The organism is Phaeodactylibacter sp. (assembly GCF_040219495.1).
In the GTDB taxonomy this organism is placed as follows: domain Bacteria; phylum Bacteroidota; class Bacteroidia; order Chitinophagales; family Saprospiraceae; genus Phaeodactylibacter.
Map to the genome: position 1 here is coordinate 67,129 of NZ_JAVJSK010000102.1, position 17,177 is coordinate 84,305.

The window sequence follows — 17,177 nt, forward strand, 5'->3', positions numbered from 1 at the left end:
TGGATGTTAAGACAGCCTCCTCCAGGTATTTTTTAAGCCGGATTGGGTTGAATCTGTGCCAGTATTTGCTCCAGTGCTGAATTGGTGATTTGCTCGGAAGCCAGTAAGTCCTTTAGGCTGATTTGGCCCAGCACATGATCAAGCGATTGCTGTACCACCCGCCACAGGGACCGCACGGAGCAGTCTACCGAGTTGGTGCATATTTTGAACCCGGCAGCGTGCTTATTGCAAAACCCTTCATCAAAAAGGGCACCTCCAAGGGCACGAAGTACTTCGCCTACATTAATTACTTCGGGAGGTTGCGCCAGCACATAGCCGCCTTTCTGCCCCCGCGTACTCTCGATGAAGCCCGCCAGGCGCAGCGTACGGGTTAGCTTGCCTACGTAGCTGTCCGACATGCCTTCCAGTTCACTGATTTGGGGGATGCTAAGCCCTTCCTGCTCATCGGCTTGCGCGATGCGGATTAGGATGCGCAGTCCGTATTCATCTTGGGCTGAAATTTTCATATGCTTTTGCGATTAAGATGAAGGGACAGTGATTTAAAACATGTCTAATGCAAAGCGGGCTTCTTCGCTCATCATTTCTTTGTTCCAGGGCGGATCGTAGACGACTTCCAGTTCCACATCATTTACTCCTTCAACCATACCGATCTTCTGCTGTACTTCCAACGGTAGAGAATCGGCTACCGGGCACATAGGCGTTGTGAGCGTCATTTGCAGGTTAACGACGCCCTGATCGTTGATGCCGATATTGTAAATGAGCCCCAACTCGTATATGTCCACCGGGATTTCCGGGTCATAAACGGTCTTGATGGCTTCAATAATTTTAGCTTCAAATGCTGCTTTGTCCATGATTGATCTCCTTTGACGGTACTTGTGCTAAAGGGGGGCGGTTGACTTGCCGATTTACTGATTTTTCGAGTTAATAGCCAGCCCATACATTTTCATTTGCTTCACCATACTGACCAGACCGTTGGAACGGGTAGGCGAGAGGTGCTCCTTTAGTCCGATTTTGTCTATAAAGTACAAATCGGCACTGGCAATTTCAGCAGCTTGCTGCTCTGAAAGTACCCGGATCAGCAAAGCAATAATGCCTTTAGTAATAACGGCATCGCTATCAGCGGTAAACCGGACTTTGCCTTCCGCCTGATCGGCATGCAGCCATACCTGGCTCTGACAGCCCTTGATCAGGTGGCTTTCATCCTTGTATTGCTCTTCAATGATCGGGAGTGACTTGCCCAAATCGATGATATATTCGTACTTCTCCATCCAGTCCCCGAAGAAGGCAAACTCCTCGATGATTTCGTCTTGTATGCTGTTGATTGGGTTCATTTATAATTCATTTAACTGGAAGAGGACATCCTTATAAAGCTTTTCGCTTACAAAAAAGTTAGCCTTTTCAATAAGTTGTTCTAATAAGTTTCGAACCTCTTTAATAAGCCCTTTTCGTTTTGATTCAACTAAAATACCAACAAGACCAATTTTGCGTAAGCCATAATCTTCTGCGATTTTTCGCCCCTTTTTTTCATCAATAATGATAAAATCGGCGTCTAGTTTAAGGGCAAGTGTAATTGCCTCAGATTCTCCGGGGTCTAGAACCTCTTTGAGGTTTCTAGTGATGTCGTTTTCTTTGACTTCTTTTATTTTAATCCAGCTAAGTGATTCAATTATCACTTTGTTTTTTGTGTCTGAAACCAACTCATCGTACACTGCCTGAGGAATGATAATATTTTGATACACTTCTCTTAGCAACCAAAGATGATCTATTTGGATCAAGTTGGTAATTGCAGAGGTATCACTAACTACAATCATCTCAAGAAGAGGGTTTAGGATTAATGCCTAGCGTTTTTAGATCCTCGTGAAATTCATCTATATCATAGTTCAAAGATACCCCTCTGTCTTTCAATGCTTTTTGGAAACCTAAATGATCTAATCCGGCAAGAACTTTAGCTTGCCCAAAAGAAAGCGACCCTTTATCGTAAAGCAGTACTGCGAGTTCAACTTTGAGGTCTTCTTCTTTGATATTCATGCGTTCCAGCATGATATCAGGAATCGTTAATGTCATTGGTCGATATTTTTTACTTTAACATCAAAACCGCCCTGTTAATTCCCGCCACCAGCGCATCAATATCCGCTTTGTTGTTGTAGAAGGCGAAGGAAGCCCGCACCGTACCGGGGATTTCATACCGCGCCATGAGCGGCTGCGTGCAGTGGTGCCCGGTGCGTACGGCAATACCGAGCTTGTCCAGGATAGCACCCAGGTCATAGGGGTGCACACCTTCCACGATGAAGGATATCACGCTTGCTTTCTCCTTAGCGGTGCCAATGATGCGCAGGCCCTCAATTTGCTCCAGCTGTTCGGTAGCGTAGACCAGCAGCTCGTGCTCGTGCCGGCTGATGTTGTCGTACCCTACTTCCTGCATATACTTCACAGCTTCGCCCAGGCCAATGACCCCGGAAATATCCGGCGTGCCGGCCTCGAATTTATGGGGCAGTTCGTTGTAGGTGGTTTTCTCGAAAGTAACGGTTTTAATCATTTCGCCACCACCGTGGTAAGGCGGCATTTGCTCCAGCCACTTTTCTTTCCCATAAAGGACACCAATGCCGGTGGGCCCAAACATTTTGTGCCCGGAGAAGGTGTAGAAGTCTGCATCCAGCGCCTGCATGTCCACCTGCCCGTGAGGAATAGCCTGTGCGCCATCCACAAGGACCGGGATGCCCAGTTCGTGGGCCCGAACGATGATGTCTTTAACCGGATTGATGGTACCCAGTGCGTTGGAAATATGCACCAGAGATACGATCTTGACCCGCTCGTCCAGCAGTTCATAAAGCGCATCCATTTCCAGCTCGCCCGCATCGTTGACCGGCGCCACACGGAGCTCAGCGCCCCGCTCTTCGCAAATCATCTGCCAGGGCACGATATTGGAGTGGTGCTCCATCGCTGTAATCAGCACCGCATCGCCGGGATTGATGAACTTGCGCCCGTAGGAGGACGCCACGAGGTTGATCCCTTCGGTGGAACCCCGTACAAAGATGACCTCCTTTTCAGAAGGGGCATTGATAAACTGACGGACCAGCTCCCGCGCCTCCTCAAAAGCAGTGGTGGCTTCCTGACTCAACTGATAGACGCCCCGGTGCACATTGGCATTCCCGGTACGGTAATAATCATTGAGCCGGTCGATAACCTGTGCCGGCTTTTGGCTCGACGCTGCACTGTCCAGGAATACAATGGGCTTGCCATTCATTTCCTGTTCCAGCAGCGGGAAATCCTTCCGGATTTTATCGATATCAAACGCTTTTTGAGCGGTAACTTCCATGTTAATCTACTGTTCGAATTTCTTGTTGATCAGCATTTCCGCGAAATCACGGATTTGCTCATGCTTAAAGTACTCCAGTACTTCAGCAATAAAGGCATGCTGCAGCATGGCCCGTGCCTGATGATCGTTGAGGCCCCGGCTACGCAGGTAGAAGACAGAAGACTCGTCCAATTGCCCGATCGTGGCCCCGTGGCTGCACTTTACATCGTCGGCAAAAATTTCCAACTGCGGCTTGCTGTCCATTTCAGCTTTGTTGGACAACACCAGGCTGCTGCTTTGCTGGAAAGCATTGGTCTTTTGCGCATCCTTGCGCACCATCACTTTGCCATTGAATACGCCACGGGCGCTGTCCGTCACGATGCCTTTGTAGAGCTCGTTGCTCTGGCAGTGGGGTACAGCATGATCGATAAAGGTATGGTTATCAATATGTTGCTGCTCCTTGCCAAAGTAAACGCCGTAGTAGTTGGTGGTGAGGTTGGAGCCCTTGTGCAGGGTGTTCAGGTTGTTGCGCACGATACGCCCACCGAGGTCTACGGTATAGTTGGAGAACTGACTGTCGCGCTCCTGTTCGGCATCCACCCGGTTGATGACGTAGCCCTCTGCACCTTCCTGCTGCAGGCAATAGTGGTGGATATGGGCATTGGCACCTACGGAAACCCGGTTGTAGATATTGTTGAAGTAAGTGCCTGTTGCGCCTGGTTTCTCAAACTGCCCTTCGATATAAGCAAATTCGCTACCGGTCTCGGCCACAGCAATATTCATGTGGCTGTTGAGGATTGGCGTCTCCGCGTTGGTCGAAAGGTGCAGGATGTAAACAGGCAGTTCGCAGGCTACATTCTTTTCGCTGTACAGGAAAAGGCTGTGCTGAGAGAATGCCGCATTGAGCGCCACGAAGATGTCGTCCTGCCCTTCGAGAATGGCATCAAGTTGTGCGCGGGCGATTTGGCCGAATTGGTCGCTGTCCAACGCATCGCGCAGGAGCATTACATGCATGCCTTCCGGCAAGGCTTCGAAGTGGGACAGTTGTTCGCTGAGCTGCCCGTTTACAAAGACAATCAGGTGCGCATGCATGCCTTCCGGCATAAAAGACTTGATGGTGTCTGCGCTGATCTCCTGCAACTGCCCGATATGGTAATCCGGCTGCAAGATCCGGTTGACACTTGTGTATTTGTATTCCTCCCAACGACGGGTAGGAAAATCCAGCCGCCCGGCCAGGTCCATGGCACGCTGACGGTACTCGTCGAGCGGGTGGGAGGGTTGCTGATTGGCGGCTTCCGTTTGCTGAAACAGCGACTGAAATTTTTCTTTTTCAGCAGCATATCTGTCCTGAGCTACGGTTGATGACATGTCGTAAGCTTTTATTTGTAGTTCGGCTTGATGGCTGCAAGCCTACTGCATAAGTTCTTGAATGGATTCTGACGCTGTGCCCGGGTATTGCCGCCCGGGCAGGAAAGGTTATACTGCTAAGGCATCTACTTCTTCCTTGATCCAGTCGTATCCTTTGTCTTCCAGCTCCAGTGCGAGCGACTTATCACCGGACTTCACGATGCGGCCGTTGTACAGCACGTGCACAAAATCAGGCTCGATGTAGTTGAGCAGGCGCTGATAGTGCGTCACGATGATGAAGGAACGCTCCTGTGTGCGCAGCTTATTGACGGCTCCTGACACAATACGGAGGGCGTCGATATCCAAACCGGAATCGGTTTCATCCAGAATAGCCAGTGCCGGCTCCAGCAGCGCCATTTGCAGCATTTCGCTACGCTTTTTCTCTCCACCGGAAAAACCTTCATTGAGGGAGCGGCGCAGGAATTTCTCATCCATGCCGACCATCTCGATTTTCTCCCGGATAAACTTGAGCATCTGCATAGCGTTCAGCTCTTCTGCTCCGCGGGCTTTGCGATTGGCATTCACGATGCTCTTCAGGAAGTTGGAGGTACTTACGCCGGGGATTTCCACCGGGTACTGAAAGGCCATGAAGATACCCGCCAGGGCACGCTCGTCGACCTCCATTTCCAGCAGGTCCTGACCTTTGTATTCGATGCTGCCGCTTTCCACTTCGTAGTCTTCCCGGCCAGCGACAACGTTGGCGAAGGTGCTTTTGCCGGAGCCGTTCGGGCCCATGATGGCGTGCACTTCGCCCGGCTTTACTTCAAGGTTGATGCCGTTAAGGATGGTTTTATCTTCAACCGAAACTTTAAGGTCTTTTACAGTCAACATTATGGTTTAGTGTTTTTTTGTCGTGATCAAAAAGGGTGATGAAGAGCAGAACGCCCTTCCATAATCAGGGGTTTAGCCCACACTGCCTTCGAGGCTGATTGCGAGCAGTTTTTGCGCTTCTACGGCAAACTCCATCGGTAGCTCATTGAAGACTTCCTTGGCAAATCCGTTAACAATCGTATTGACGGCATCCTCTTCGCTCAGGCCGCGCTGCATGAGGTAAAACAGCTGATCTTCCCCAATCTTCGAGGTCGTGGCCTCGTGCTCCACCTTAGCGGTATTATTTTGCACTTCCAGGTAAGGGAAGGTATGCGCACCACACTTATCGCCCATCAGCAGGGAGTCGCAGACGGAGAAGTTGTGGGCATTTTCTGCCTTCTTACCGATTTTTACCAGTCCGCGGTAGGAGTTGTGGCTATACCCCGCAGAGATCCCTTTGGAAATAATGGTACTGCGGGTATTTTTACCGATGTGGGTCATTTTGGTGCCGGTGTCAGCCTGCTGCCGGTTGTTGGTAACGGCTACAGAGTAGAACTCGCCGACGGAATTGTCGCCCAGCAATACACAGCTAGGGTACTTCCAGGTCACCGCAGAGCCGGTCTCCACCTGCGTCCATGTAATCTTGGAATTGGTGCCTTTGCACAGCCCGCGCTTCGTGACAAAGTTGTAAATCCCGCCTTTGCCGTCCTTATCGCCGGGGTACCAGTTTTGTACGGTAGAATATTTGATCGTGGCGTCGTCCATCGCTACCAGCTCAACTACAGCGGCATGCAACTGATTCTCGTCGCGCATTGGTGCCGTACAGCCTTCCAGGTAGCTCACGTGGCTGCCTTCTTCGGCAACGATCAGGGTGCGCTCAAACTGACCGGTATCGCGCTCATTGATGCGGAAATAGGTGCTGAGCTCCATCGGGCACTTCACGCCTTTGGGGATGTACACGAAAGACCCATCGCTAAATACAGCAGAGTTGAGTGCGGAAAAGTAATTGTCGTTGGCAGGGACAACTGAGCCGATATATTTTTTGATCAGTTCCGGATGCTCGTGCACCGCCTCGCTGAACGAGCTGAAGATGATACCCAATTCGGCCAGTTTTTTCTTGTAGGTGGTTTTGACAGACACGGAGTCGATCACAGCATCTACCGCCACGCCCGCCAGCATCTTTTGCTCATCGAGCGGAATGCCCAGTTTGTTGAAGGTTTCGAGCAGCTCAGGGTCTACCTCATCAAGGCTGTTGAGTTTTTTCTTCTTTTTGGGCGCAGCATAGTAAATCATATCCTGAAGGTCTATCGGAGGATAATCTACGTTAGGCCACTTCGGTTCGGTCATTTCCAGGAACTGATGATAGGCTTTCACCCGCCAGTCCGTCAGCCACTCCGGCTCGTTCTTCTTGGCAGAGATGGCACGGACCACATCCTCACTCAGCCCTTTGGGCAGTTTGTCGGTCTCAATATTGCTGGTAAAGCCATATTTGTAGTCGCTCTTGGTATGTTGCTCCAGCGTCTGCATGGAATCGCTCATAATCTATGCGGTTTTTACTACTCGGGTTATTTAGACTAATTCTAATGCAAAGGTCTGGAATTTATACAAAAAAGTACAAATAAGGTTTAGGGAATATTACACCTTTTTAGGTATTGGGTGATTTGAGGTGTTTGGGGAGGTTAGGTATTTAAGAGTAGGCGTGGTACTTTATACGGCTATTAGTGCATCTGCCATCTATTGATTTGGTGTATTAGTGATTGTAAACCTATTGATTGGGGTTATTGAAAGTTCTTATTTTAGGATAGGTGATACCTATGATTAGGTAGTTTGCAATAATAAATCACCCCCAGATCTAACAAAGACCTGAGGGTGACCTGACATTCGTTGGAGGGTGACCTTACCTCATCGCATCTTCCTCATACGCCTCCATCGGCGGGCAGGTACAGACCAGGTTACGGTCGCCAAAAGCATTATCCACCCGACCAACGCTGATCCAGAACTTATGCTCGGTGCGCAGGTACGGCAACGGATAAGCCGCTTTAGACCGCGAATAAGGCAAAGTCCAGTCGTCAGTCGTGATGAGCTGCAGGGCGTGGGGGGCATTGACCAGCACGTTGTTGTCCTCGGCTGCTTCGCCCCGGGCAATCTCGTCGATCTCTTCCCGTATGCCGAGCATGGCATCGCAGAAGCGGTCGAGTTCGTCCTTGCTTTCGCTTTCCGTTGGCTCGATCATAATCGTACCGGGCACCGGCCAGGAAAGGGTAGGCGCGTGGAAGCCATAATCGATCAGGCGCTTCGCTACGTCCTCTGCGGAAGCAATAGACTTGTAAGGGCGCAGGTCAATGATCAGTTCGTGGGCAGAATGCCCTTTGGCACCGGTAAAGAGCACATCGTAAGCGCCATTCAGCCGCTCCTTGATGTAGTTGGCGTTCAGTATTGCCACCTTTGAGGCATCTGTCAGCCCTTTTTTACCCAGCATTTTGATATAAGCGTAGGAAATCAGCAGGATGCTGGCGCTACCAAATGGCGCAGCACTAACCGCTCCGATGCCCTGCTTGCCACCAGTTTGCAACATACTGTGGTTGGGCAGGAATGGCTTTAAGCTGTCATTTACGCAGATGGGGCCCATACCGGGGCCACCGCCGCCGTGCGGGATCGCGAAAGTCTTGTGCAGGTTCAGGTGGCAAACATCTGCATCGATGATGCCCGGGCTGGTCAGCCCAACCTGTGCATTCATATTGGCACCGTCCATGTAGACTTTGCCGCCGTTGTCATGGATGATTTTACAAATTTCCTGAATCTCCGTCTCGAACACCCCGTGGGTGGACGGGTAGGTCACCATCAGGGATGATAGCTCATTGCTGTGTTTTTCTGCTTTTGCGCGAAGGTCTTCCAGGTCAATATTCCCCTGGTGATCGCATTTTACAACCACTACTTTCATACCCGCCATTACAGCACTTGCGGGGTTAGTACCGTGGGCAGAATCGGGGATCAACGCCACATTGCGGTGGAAATCGCCATTGGCTTCGTGGTAGCCGCGGATCGTCAGCAGCCCTGCGTATTCGCCCTGTGCACCGGAGTTGGGCTGCAAAGAACAAGCCGAAAAACCGGTGATTTCGCTCAGCCAGGCTTCCAGTTCGCGGAAGATTTGGAAGTACCCGGCGGCCTGATCGACTGGCGCGAAGGGGTGCAGGTTGGCAAATTCCGGCCAGCTGACCGGGATCAGTTCCGTAGCAGCGTTCAGCTTCATGGTACAACTGCCTAAAGGAATCATGGAGTGCATCAGGGACAAGTCTTTGTTTTCCAGAGACTTGAGGTAGCGCATCATGTCGGTTTCCGTATGGTAGCTGTTGAACTTCGGATGGGTGAGGTATCCCGACTCCCGTTTGAGGGCAGCTGGGGCGTGTAATCCTTCCGCTACTTCGGTGGAGAAGACCAGAGACTGCTCTTTCACCTTAGCGAAAAGGGCAGTCAGGCGCTCTATTTCCTGCAAATTAACGGTTTCGTCGAGGCTGATCTGAATGCTGTCGTCGGTGTACCAGAAGTTGGTTTCCTGACCGAGGGCTTCCATTTTCATCGCCTGAATCAGCTCCGCATCAGCTTTGATGCTCAGGGTATCAAAGTAGTGTTCGTTTTGCTGCTCGTAGCCCAGTTGCTTCAGGTTGTGATCGAGTATTTTTGCCAGTTCGTGTACCCGGCGGGCGATAGCTTGTATGCCTTTGGGGCCGTGGTAGACTGCGTACATGCTCGCCATGACAGCCAGCAGCGCCTGTGCAGTACAGATATTGGAGGTCGCTTTCTCCCGGCGGATGTGCTGTTCGCGTGTCTGCAAGGCCATACGGTAAGCCGCATTGCCATGCCGGTCTACAGAAACACCAATGATTCGTCCGGGGATTTGGCGTTTGAATTTTTCACGGGTCGCAAAGAAAGCCGCGTGCGGGCCACCGTAGCCCATCGGTACTCCGAAGCGCTGCGTATTGCCGACTACCGCATCAGCGCCCCATTCGCCCGGAGGGGTGAGCAGCGCAAGGCTGAGGATATCAGCGGCAACGGTCAGATAGATCTCTTTGTCGTTGGCTTGCGCTGCCAGAGCGCGGTAGTCTTCCACCTTGCCTTCCCGGTCGGGGTATTGCAACAGCATACCAAACACCTTGTCGGTCAGCTCGAAGGACTGCCAGTTGCCCACGACTACTTCTATGCCGAGAGGCTTGGCACGAGTCATCAGCACCTCAATAGTTTGGGGGAGGACCTTATCGGAAACCAAAAACTGATTGACCGCTTCCTCTTTGTTGCGTTTGTTCTTTTGCGCATGGAACATCGTCATAGCTTCCGCTGCCGCCGTGCCTTCATCCAGCAAAGAAGCGTTAGCGATAGGAAGACCGGTCAGGTCGCTCACCATCGTCTGGAAGTTGAGCAGCGCTTCCAGGCGGCCCTGGGAAATTTCGGCCTGGTAGGGCGTATACTGAGTATACCAACCCGGATTCTGGAAGACGTTGCGAAGGATAACGGATGGCGTGATAGTGCCATGGTACCCCATGCCAATATAAGTCTTGAACACCTTGTTCTTAGCAGCGGTCTGCTTGAGTTCATTGAGGAAGTCGAATTCTGTCAGGGCTCCGGGCAGGTCCATTTCCCTTTTCAGGCGGATTTTTTCCGGTACGGTTTCGTCAATGAGCTGATCCAGTGATTTCACGCCAATGGTCTTGAGCATTTCCGGCAAGTCCTTGTTGGAAACCCCGTTGTGGCGGTTGACAAACTGATCGAAGGAGGTGGTATGTTTCATTATCCGTCGCTTGTGGTGTTTTGTCGGTTAGGTCCGGCATGCGAACCGTTTGGATTGAAGCCGCAAATGTACGACTTTTTTCTGTCCGCCTAACAAGCGATTTGGGTTTTGAGTTGGTCCTTTTTATGTAAAAAACCGGGCTAATCTTTCGCAGCCTTAATTGGCCCTTCTTTCGGACGGATAATTAAGCGCAGGGACTGATCGTAGGTCAGGTAATTCCATACCCAGTTGATGAAGATGAATACCTTGTTTTTGACACCCAGGATTTGGAACAGGTGCACGAATAGCCAGATCAGCCACGCAAAGGCGCCCTGGAATTTAAAGCCCGGCAAATCTGCTACCGCCCGGTTGCGGCCAATCGTGGCCATAGATCCCAGGTCTCGATAAGCAAAGGGCTGCATGGAGGTCCCTTTAGCCAGGCGCTTGAAGTTTTTGCCCAGGTTTTTAGCGTGTTGCATAGCTGCCTGTGCCACTTGCGGATGGCCTTTCGGGTAGTCCTCCTCTTCCATATAGGCGATGTCACCGATAGCGAATATCCGTTCAGTGCCCGCTACCCGGTTGAAGCGGTCCACGGCCAGGCGGTTGCCCTTAGCAAGGGCTTCTTGGGGCAGGCCCGGCATTTTGTTGCCGGTTACGCCGGCTGCCCAGATCAGCTTGTGGGCGGGGATCTGAGACCCATCGCTCAGGGTAGCGACTTCCCCATCAAACCCGGTAACCATGGTGTTGAGGCGGACTTTCACGTCCAGCCCTTCTAGAAACTCCTGTGCTTTGCCGGCAGCTTCGTCCGACATGCCCAGCAACAGGCGGTCAGCCCCTTCTACCAAGTGGATGTCAATTTCATCGGTAGGGAGCTGCGGGTAGTCTTTGGGGAGTACGTAGCGCTTCATCTCTGCTAGTGCCCCGGCTACTTCCACGCCCGTTGGCCCGCCGCCTACGATTACAATATCGATTAGTTGTTGCCGGCGCTCGTAGTCGGTCACGGACAGCGCGATCTCGAAGTCGGTCAGAATGCGGTTGCGTAGGCTTAGGGCTTCCGATACGGACTTCATCGGCAGCGCCTTGCGGGCAATTTCCTCGTTGCCGAAGAAGTTGGTATCCGCGCCAATAGCCAGTACCAGGTAGTCATAATTGCAGAGCCCCAGCGGGGTGTGGAGCTGCTTTTTTGCCGTATCTACTCGTTCTACCTCGGTTACCCGGATGAAGATGTTTTTTTCGCCCTGGAAAGCTTTCCGGAAAGGGAAAACGATAGAGCTGGGCTCCAGGCCCGCCATAGCCACCTGGTAAAACAGAGGCTGAAACTGATGGTAGTTGTTTTTATCGATCAGTACAACCTGATAGTCTTGCTTTTTGAGCTCACGGGCAAGGGTGAGGCCAGCAAATCCGCCGCCGACAATAACGATGCGCTCCTGATCTGATTCAGGGATATTGATTTTCATAAATGAGGTCTGTTGTGAGTAAGTCTGCACCTTTTATAAAGGCTTATTCCAGCCAATGTTTGCAGCTTCCCTACTTCGGGTTATGAATAATGTTTATTACGCGCTGCTAAAAACTCAAGATTACTATACTCCCCTCGGTCACGAGAGGTGAAATTTTGACGACTTTATTTTGTGGCCTGCAAGGCAAAACCACGATGGCACTCGCTGTGCAGAGCAAAGTAGACGCGAAGCGAAGGCGTAGCCACACGAAGAAAGGGGATTAAGAGGCCCCTTTCTGAAGTCGGCGTCCCGGTTAACCAGGATTAACGCCGCAGGGCGCAAAAAGAAAAAGTCAAAAACTAATTATTGTGCCCCAGGGGAGTGTATATGCATCCACCCGCTCGAAGCGCTGTCTCTTCAGACCGCATTTCCGGCGCTGCCTTCATTTTCCACGTAATTTGTCCAAGAAGGATAATTTTCTTTTCTTCGCAGCGTTTCAGCAAAAAAAGAAAATCAAGGAATTTATGAATAAAACAATTCTATCGGCCCTTATGTTAGCAGGGCTGTTCACAATGACTACAGCAAAAGCGCAAGAAATGGATTCACTTAGTTACGCATTGGGCGTACTTCTGGCTCAAAACCTGCAAAGCCAGGGCTTCGACAATCTGGACGAAGCATCAATGACCTCCGCCATCCACGATGTACTGGCGGGCAATGAGCCAAAATTCACTGCTGAAGAGGCCAATCAGGTCGTTCAGCAGTATATGATGAAAAAGCAACAGGCACAGCATGCCGACGCAATAGAGGCCGGCAAGGCTTTCCTGGCTGAGAATGCCAAGCGGGAAGAAGTAAAGGTCACCGAAAGTGGCCTGCAGTACGAAGTCCTCAAAGAGGGCAGCGGCCCTATGCCTGCCGAAACCAGCAAAGTGACGGTGCATTACCACGGCACGTTAATGGACGGTACGGTATTTGATAGCTCGGTGGAGCGGGGAGAGCCGACTTCCTTTGGGGTGAACCAAGTGATCAAAGGCTGGACGGAAGCGCTGCAGCTCATGCCACAGGGTTCTAAGTGGAAGCTTTTTATCCCGGCTGACCTGGCGTACGGCCCTCGTGGTGCTGGTGGGAAAATCGGCCCCTATGAGACCTTGATCTTTGAGGTGGAATTGCTGGAAATCCAGTAATCGGTCTGGTTTGAGCTTGTTGGGATTTTGCTTTTGGAGCGAACGCAGCCCGAAGTGTAAAACCCCAACAAGCTCCTGGTAAACAAAAGGCGTTTCCGGATAGACTGGGAGCGCCTTTTGTATGCCTATTGTCTTTATATCTTTCGATATGTCAATACTTCAACCGCTGGTCCACTACAGCATGCATTTTTTGGTCCCCGGGCTGCTGGCCTACCTCTTTTTCCGCTCGCAATGGCAGCGGGCCTGGCTTATTATGATTGCTACGATGCTAGTCGACCTCGACCATTTGCTGGCAGACCCGATTTTTGACCCCGGGCGCTGCAGCATCGGTTTTCATCCGCTGCATTCTTATCCGGTGATTGGGGCATATGTGCTGCTCTTGTTTTGGCCCAAGACCCGGATCATAGCCGTAGGACTGCTCTTCCACATGCTGACCGATTATCAGGATTGTTTATGGTAGCCGTTTGGTGAGTTTCACTTCCGCCCGAATTGCTACATTTGCAAAAAAAAGGGAACATGCGCATTGATATCATCACAGTACTCCCGGAATTGCTGGAAAGCCCCCTCAGCCACTCTATCATGCAGCGGGCGCAGGACAAAGGGTTGTTGGAAGTGCACCTACAGAACCTCCGCGAATACGGAATTGGCAAGCACCGGCAGGTTGATGACTACCAATACGGTGGCGGTGCCGGCATGGTGATGATGATGGAGCCCCTCGTCAACTGTATCGAAGATTTGCAGGCAGAGCGTACCTACGACGAAGTCATCTACATGACCCCGGATGGGGAACGCCTGCATCAGGGGCTGTCCAACCGCCTTTCTCTGAAAGAAAACCTCCTGATCATCTGCGGGCACTACAAAGGCATCGACGAGCGTATTCGTGAGCACTTCGTGACGATGGAAATATCCATTGGAGATTTCGTCCTTTCCGGTGGCGAATTGCCGGCTGCTGTGCTGGTGGATTCTATTGGCCGGCTGTTGCCCGGGGTGCTGAACGATGAGACCTCTGCACTCTTCGATTCCTTTCAGGACAACCTGCTGGCCCCGCCTGTATATACCCGCCCGGAAGAATTCAGGGGCTGGAAGGTACCGGCAATTCTCAAGTCTGGCAATTTTAAAAAGATTGAGGAGTGGCGCATGGAAAAAGCTATGGAGCGGACCCGGTCGCGCCGCCCTGATTTGCTGGAGGGAGAAGAGTAGGGGGTATGCAAAGTTCGCGGAGTGTTCCTGGAGCGTGGCTTTGGGATTATTGGAAGACTACGGGTTGCGTTGTCAATACCTGCCCTGTCGGGCTATACAGGACGAATAGGTATTTTCCGGCAGGGGTATGACCCCGCTCAATGAGGAGTAGATTGGTGTTCAGTTCCTGCCAGCTTTGTACGGGCTGCCCCTCCATTGAAAGTAAGATAGCGGTGGTGCCTTTGGGCAAATCAGGTAGGTTGACTTGGACCGATTGCTGAGCCGGAGTGGGGTAGAGTAGGACGGTTTGATCTTCGAGGGGCATTGTAGTTGCGGTAGCAATGGGGCGGAGGGCTACGGTGATATTCGTGCCGGTGCCCGATTGCAGGGACACTTCCACAGTTTTGCTTTCATAACCACTGCGCTCAACCGTAAGGGTGACAGCATCGGATAAGGAGCCGCCATTAAAGGCGCCGTCAAAGTCAGTGGTTTGAGCAAGACCGGGGTTATCGGCAAGTGTGACCACCGCATTCACGATAGGCGCGCCGCTCAGGCTGTCGATGACCTGACCGTAGTAGCGCCCGGCTTTGGTGTTGTTGAATGCCCAAACATAGAGCCCATCCTCTCGGTTGCCGCCCAGTATTTTGCCGGAAGGCAGATAGGGGCATGCTGACCAAAGGCCGCTGAACCCACCACTCTGCCCGGCGTAGGTGTCGAAATAGCCCACTTCCACCGGTACTGCCGGGTCGGTAATGTCGAGCACCCGCAGTCCCTCGGTATTGTGGGTAATGAACATGAAATCGCCCCGGATGTAGGGGTTGTGCACCAAGCTTTGCAGGTTAGCGGTATAGGTGGCCACCTGCACGGGCTCCGTGAGGTCGGTAATGTCGTACATTCGGGCGATAAGGCCGTCCTGCTCATCGCAAAGGAAAAGGTAGTCCATATCCAATGTAGTGGACATGCTGTGGGTATTGCCCCCCGGGTAGGACATGCGGTTGAGGAGCACAGGATTGGCAGGGTCGGAAATATCCAGGATATCCATAGTGCCTTCGTAGAAAGCAGCGGCAAAGAGGATGTTCCCTCTGACGTGGCAATCGTGGATGTAGTACCCCGGTTGGTACAAGCCCACTTGCTGCGGATTGGCGGGGTCGGAAACGTCAATGATGTGGACTCCTGAAGTCGTGGTGGTGCCGCAAACGTAGACATAGGGCTGATCTTCAAAAATAGCTTTCTGAATGATATGCCCCCGGTTGAACGCTGTATTGAAAGTGGTGGACAGGGCGGCACTTTGGGGCAAGTTGCTGAGGTCGATTACCTGCATGCCCGGGTGAGGGCTGCCACTGCCTTCGGTCACTACGTAGGCATGATCGCCGACAACAGTGATTTCACGCCAGTTGGAAGGCGGGCCCGGGATAAACGCCCGTTCGGCAAGGTCTCCACCGGTGCCAATTTCCAGAATAGCGGTCCCGGTTTGTGCGCCCAGGAGGGCATACTCCCTACCGTCAGCCCCCACATAACTCCAGGAGCCGGAAGCCCGGCCATCACCGGGGTTGTACTGTCCGAGCAGATCGACGTTAAGGGTGTTTTGAGCAGGCAGAGGGGCAAAGGCCCACCACAAAAGAGCAACAAACAGGGTACGGTACGGCATCAGGTTAAGCTTTTAGTGATTCCAGGGATTTGAAGAGGGCACCATCGCGGGAAATCAACGCGCCGTTTTCCATCAGGAGGAAAATTTCCTGCTTTTTGGACTCGGCATACTTTTTCTCAGCGCTATAGAGCTTGAGCTTGGCCCCGGTGAGCTGCAGCTGCTGTAACATCTGCTGTGGGTTCTGCTGCTCAGTCAGGTCTACCTGGGAGTCTCCTTCAATTTTCAGCCCATTCATTTCGGCCTGCGCTTCCCCAAAGCGGAAGGCTTTGAGATCGTGGGGTGTTTTGTGCTCCAGGTACTCCACATCTTCCAGGACCCGGTCGAAGACCATATCGCTGAAGATTTCAATCAGGCGGTCGGCCTTATCGTTTTCTTCCCCTTTAATGCGCTTCCAGTCCTCTGCGGTGACCTGATTGGCAGCCAGGAATTTGATGAATTCTTTTTCCAGTTCTTGCAGCTCGTCGCTTTGCAGGCGGCGGTACTTCATGGTATTGATTTTTTGCAAAGGTAACAAAATGAAAGAGGGCTGTTCCTACTTGCTTGCCCGGATTTTCGTAAACTTGCGGTCAGAAAAACTGACGCACCATGGATTTTATCATGCCCGATTTTGCCAGCGGAGCCGTTTGGATGAGCCTGCTGACGCTGACGTTCCTGGAAATTGTACTGGGGATTGACAACATCATCTTCATTTCCATTGCTTCCGGCAAACTGCCTGAAGAAGAGCGCCCCAAAGCCACCAATATTGGCCTGGTCCTGGCAATGCTGCTGAGGATTGTGCTGCTTTTTGGCGTGTCTATTCTGGTGGCGATGGAAGAGCCCTGGTTTGAGATCCATACTTCCTGGGTGCAGGGAGGCTTCTCCGGGCAGAGCATTATCCTCATCATAGGCGGGCTGTTCCTACTGTACAAGAGCACGACTGAAATCCGCCACAAGCTGGAAGAAGAAGACCCGCACGACACCGAACCCAAAGGCAAATCTTCGCTCACGAACGTTATCATTCAGATTACGCTGATCAATATTGTCTTTTCCTTCGACTCTATCCTCACTGCAGTTGGTATGACTAACGGGGTGAGCGGTGCGCTGATCATTATGATTATTGCGGTGGTGGTATCGGTGCTGATCATGATGCTGTTCGCCAACCCGGTCGCCAACTTTGTGAACAAGAACCCAACCATACAAATGCTGGGCATGGCCTTCCTGATCCTGATCGGCTTCATGCTACTGGCGGAAGGTGCCCACCTGGCTCATTTGTCGGTAGGCGGCTCAGAAGTGGGCACCGTACCCAAGGGCTACCTGTACTTTGCCATTTCGTTCTCCCTATTTGTAGAGTTCCTCAATATGCGGCTGCGGGCCGGGCGTAAAAAAGGGTCGGTGCAACTGCATGGTTATACGGAGGATGCGAAGCGGCAGGGTATATTGAAAGATTGATTTTTGAAACAAAAAGTGTATATTAGCCGAA

17 protein-coding genes are annotated in these 17,177 nt (G+C 51.8%); 4 read left to right on the forward strand and 13 right to left on the reverse strand.

The genetic code is table 11. The features are described from left to right. Positions 1-32: 32 nt before the first annotated feature. From RIC19_RS16140 to RIC19_RS16190, 11 genes are all read right to left on the reverse strand, one after another. Positions 33-506 carry an RrF2 family transcriptional regulator gene (locus tag RIC19_RS16140; RefSeq protein WP_350179376.1) on the reverse strand — a complete coding sequence of 158 codons (474 nt, stop codon included), beginning with the start codon at positions 504-506 and terminating at the stop codon, positions 33-35. Between the two features lie 33 nt (positions 507-539). Continuing rightward, the gene (locus tag RIC19_RS16145; RefSeq protein ID WP_350179377.1) at positions 540-851 is read right to left on the reverse strand and encodes an SUF system Fe-S cluster assembly protein; all 312 of its coding nucleotides are present in this window, start codon (positions 849-851) and stop codon (positions 540-542) included. Positions 852-905: 54 nt separating this feature from the next. After that, on the reverse strand, positions 906-1,331 hold the full coding sequence (locus RIC19_RS16150) for a SufE family protein (protein ID WP_350179378.1): 426 nt from the start codon (positions 1,329-1,331) through the stop codon (positions 906-908). Further along, positions 1,332-1,811: a PIN domain-containing protein gene (locus RIC19_RS16155; protein ID WP_350179379.1), complete on the reverse strand. Its 480-nt coding sequence runs from the start codon at positions 1,809-1,811 to the stop codon at positions 1,332-1,334. Position 1,812: 1 nt separating this feature from the next. Beyond that, the gene (locus RIC19_RS16160) at positions 1,813-2,064 is read right to left on the reverse strand and encodes a UPF0175 family protein (protein ID WP_350179380.1); all 252 of its coding nucleotides are present in this window, start codon (positions 2,062-2,064) and stop codon (positions 1,813-1,815) included. Positions 2,065-2,077: 13 nt separating this feature from the next. After that, entirely contained in the window at positions 2,078-3,316 is a 1,239-nt protein-coding gene (locus RIC19_RS16165; RefSeq protein WP_350179381.1) for an aminotransferase class V-fold PLP-dependent enzyme, read from the reverse strand. 6 nt (positions 3,317-3,322) lie between these two features. Next, positions 3,323-4,663: a Fe-S cluster assembly protein SufD gene (gene sufD, locus RIC19_RS16170; RefSeq protein ID WP_350179382.1), complete on the reverse strand. Its 1,341-nt coding sequence runs from the start codon at positions 4,661-4,663 to the stop codon at positions 3,323-3,325. 108 nt (positions 4,664-4,771) lie between these two features. After that, positions 4,772-5,533 carry a Fe-S cluster assembly ATPase SufC gene (gene sufC, locus RIC19_RS16175; protein ID WP_350179383.1) on the reverse strand — a complete coding sequence of 254 codons (762 nt, stop codon included), beginning with the start codon at positions 5,531-5,533 and terminating at the stop codon, positions 4,772-4,774. A 72-nt stretch (positions 5,534-5,605) separates the two neighbouring features. Further along, positions 5,606-7,051, reverse strand: a complete 1,446-nt coding sequence (gene sufB, locus RIC19_RS16180; RefSeq protein WP_350179384.1) for a Fe-S cluster assembly protein SufB — start codon at positions 7,049-7,051, stop codon at positions 5,606-5,608. Positions 7,052-7,409: 358 nt separating this feature from the next. Continuing rightward, entirely contained in the window at positions 7,410-10,295 is a 2,886-nt protein-coding gene (gcvP, locus tag RIC19_RS16185) for an aminomethyl-transferring glycine dehydrogenase (RefSeq protein WP_350179385.1), read from the reverse strand. A gap of 140 nt (positions 10,296-10,435) precedes the next feature. Next, positions 10,436-11,731 carry an NAD(P)/FAD-dependent oxidoreductase gene (locus tag RIC19_RS16190; protein WP_350179386.1) on the reverse strand — a complete coding sequence of 432 codons (1,296 nt, stop codon included), beginning with the start codon at positions 11,729-11,731 and terminating at the stop codon, positions 10,436-10,438. 575 nt (positions 11,732-12,306) lie between these two features. Between RIC19_RS16190 and bamJ the strand changes: the two genes are divergently transcribed. From bamJ to trmD, 3 genes are all read left to right on the forward strand, one after another. Next, complete coding sequence (bamJ, locus tag RIC19_RS16195; RefSeq protein ID WP_350179387.1) at positions 12,307-12,891, forward strand: BamJ family beta-barrel-assembly machinery protein; 585 nt, start codon at positions 12,307-12,309, stop codon at positions 12,889-12,891. Positions 12,892-13,039: 148 nt separating this feature from the next. Beyond that, on the forward strand, positions 13,040-13,351 hold the full coding sequence (locus RIC19_RS16200; RefSeq protein ID WP_350179388.1) for a DUF6122 family protein: 312 nt from the start codon (positions 13,040-13,042) through the stop codon (positions 13,349-13,351). Positions 13,352-13,407: 56 nt separating this feature from the next. Continuing rightward, positions 13,408-14,091 carry a tRNA (guanosine(37)-N1)-methyltransferase TrmD gene (trmD, locus tag RIC19_RS16205; protein WP_350179389.1) on the forward strand — a complete coding sequence of 228 codons (684 nt, stop codon included), beginning with the start codon at positions 13,408-13,410 and terminating at the stop codon, positions 14,089-14,091. A 46-nt stretch (positions 14,092-14,137) separates the two neighbouring features. Here the strand turns inward: trmD and RIC19_RS16210 are convergent, their stop codons facing one another. Further along, positions 14,138-15,718, reverse strand: a complete 1,581-nt coding sequence (locus RIC19_RS16210; protein ID WP_350179390.1) for a choice-of-anchor B family protein — start codon at positions 15,716-15,718, stop codon at positions 14,138-14,140. Between the two features lie 4 nt (positions 15,719-15,722). Continuing rightward, positions 15,723-16,205, reverse strand: a complete 483-nt coding sequence (locus RIC19_RS16215) for a DUF6495 family protein (RefSeq protein WP_350179391.1) — start codon at positions 16,203-16,205, stop codon at positions 15,723-15,725. A 98-nt stretch (positions 16,206-16,303) separates the two neighbouring features. On the opposite strand from RIC19_RS16215, the gene RIC19_RS16220 reads away from it, so the two are divergent. After that, on the forward strand, positions 16,304-17,146 hold the full coding sequence (locus RIC19_RS16220) for a TerC family protein (protein WP_350179392.1): 843 nt from the start codon (positions 16,304-16,306) through the stop codon (positions 17,144-17,146). Positions 17,147-17,177: the final 31 nt, after the last annotated feature.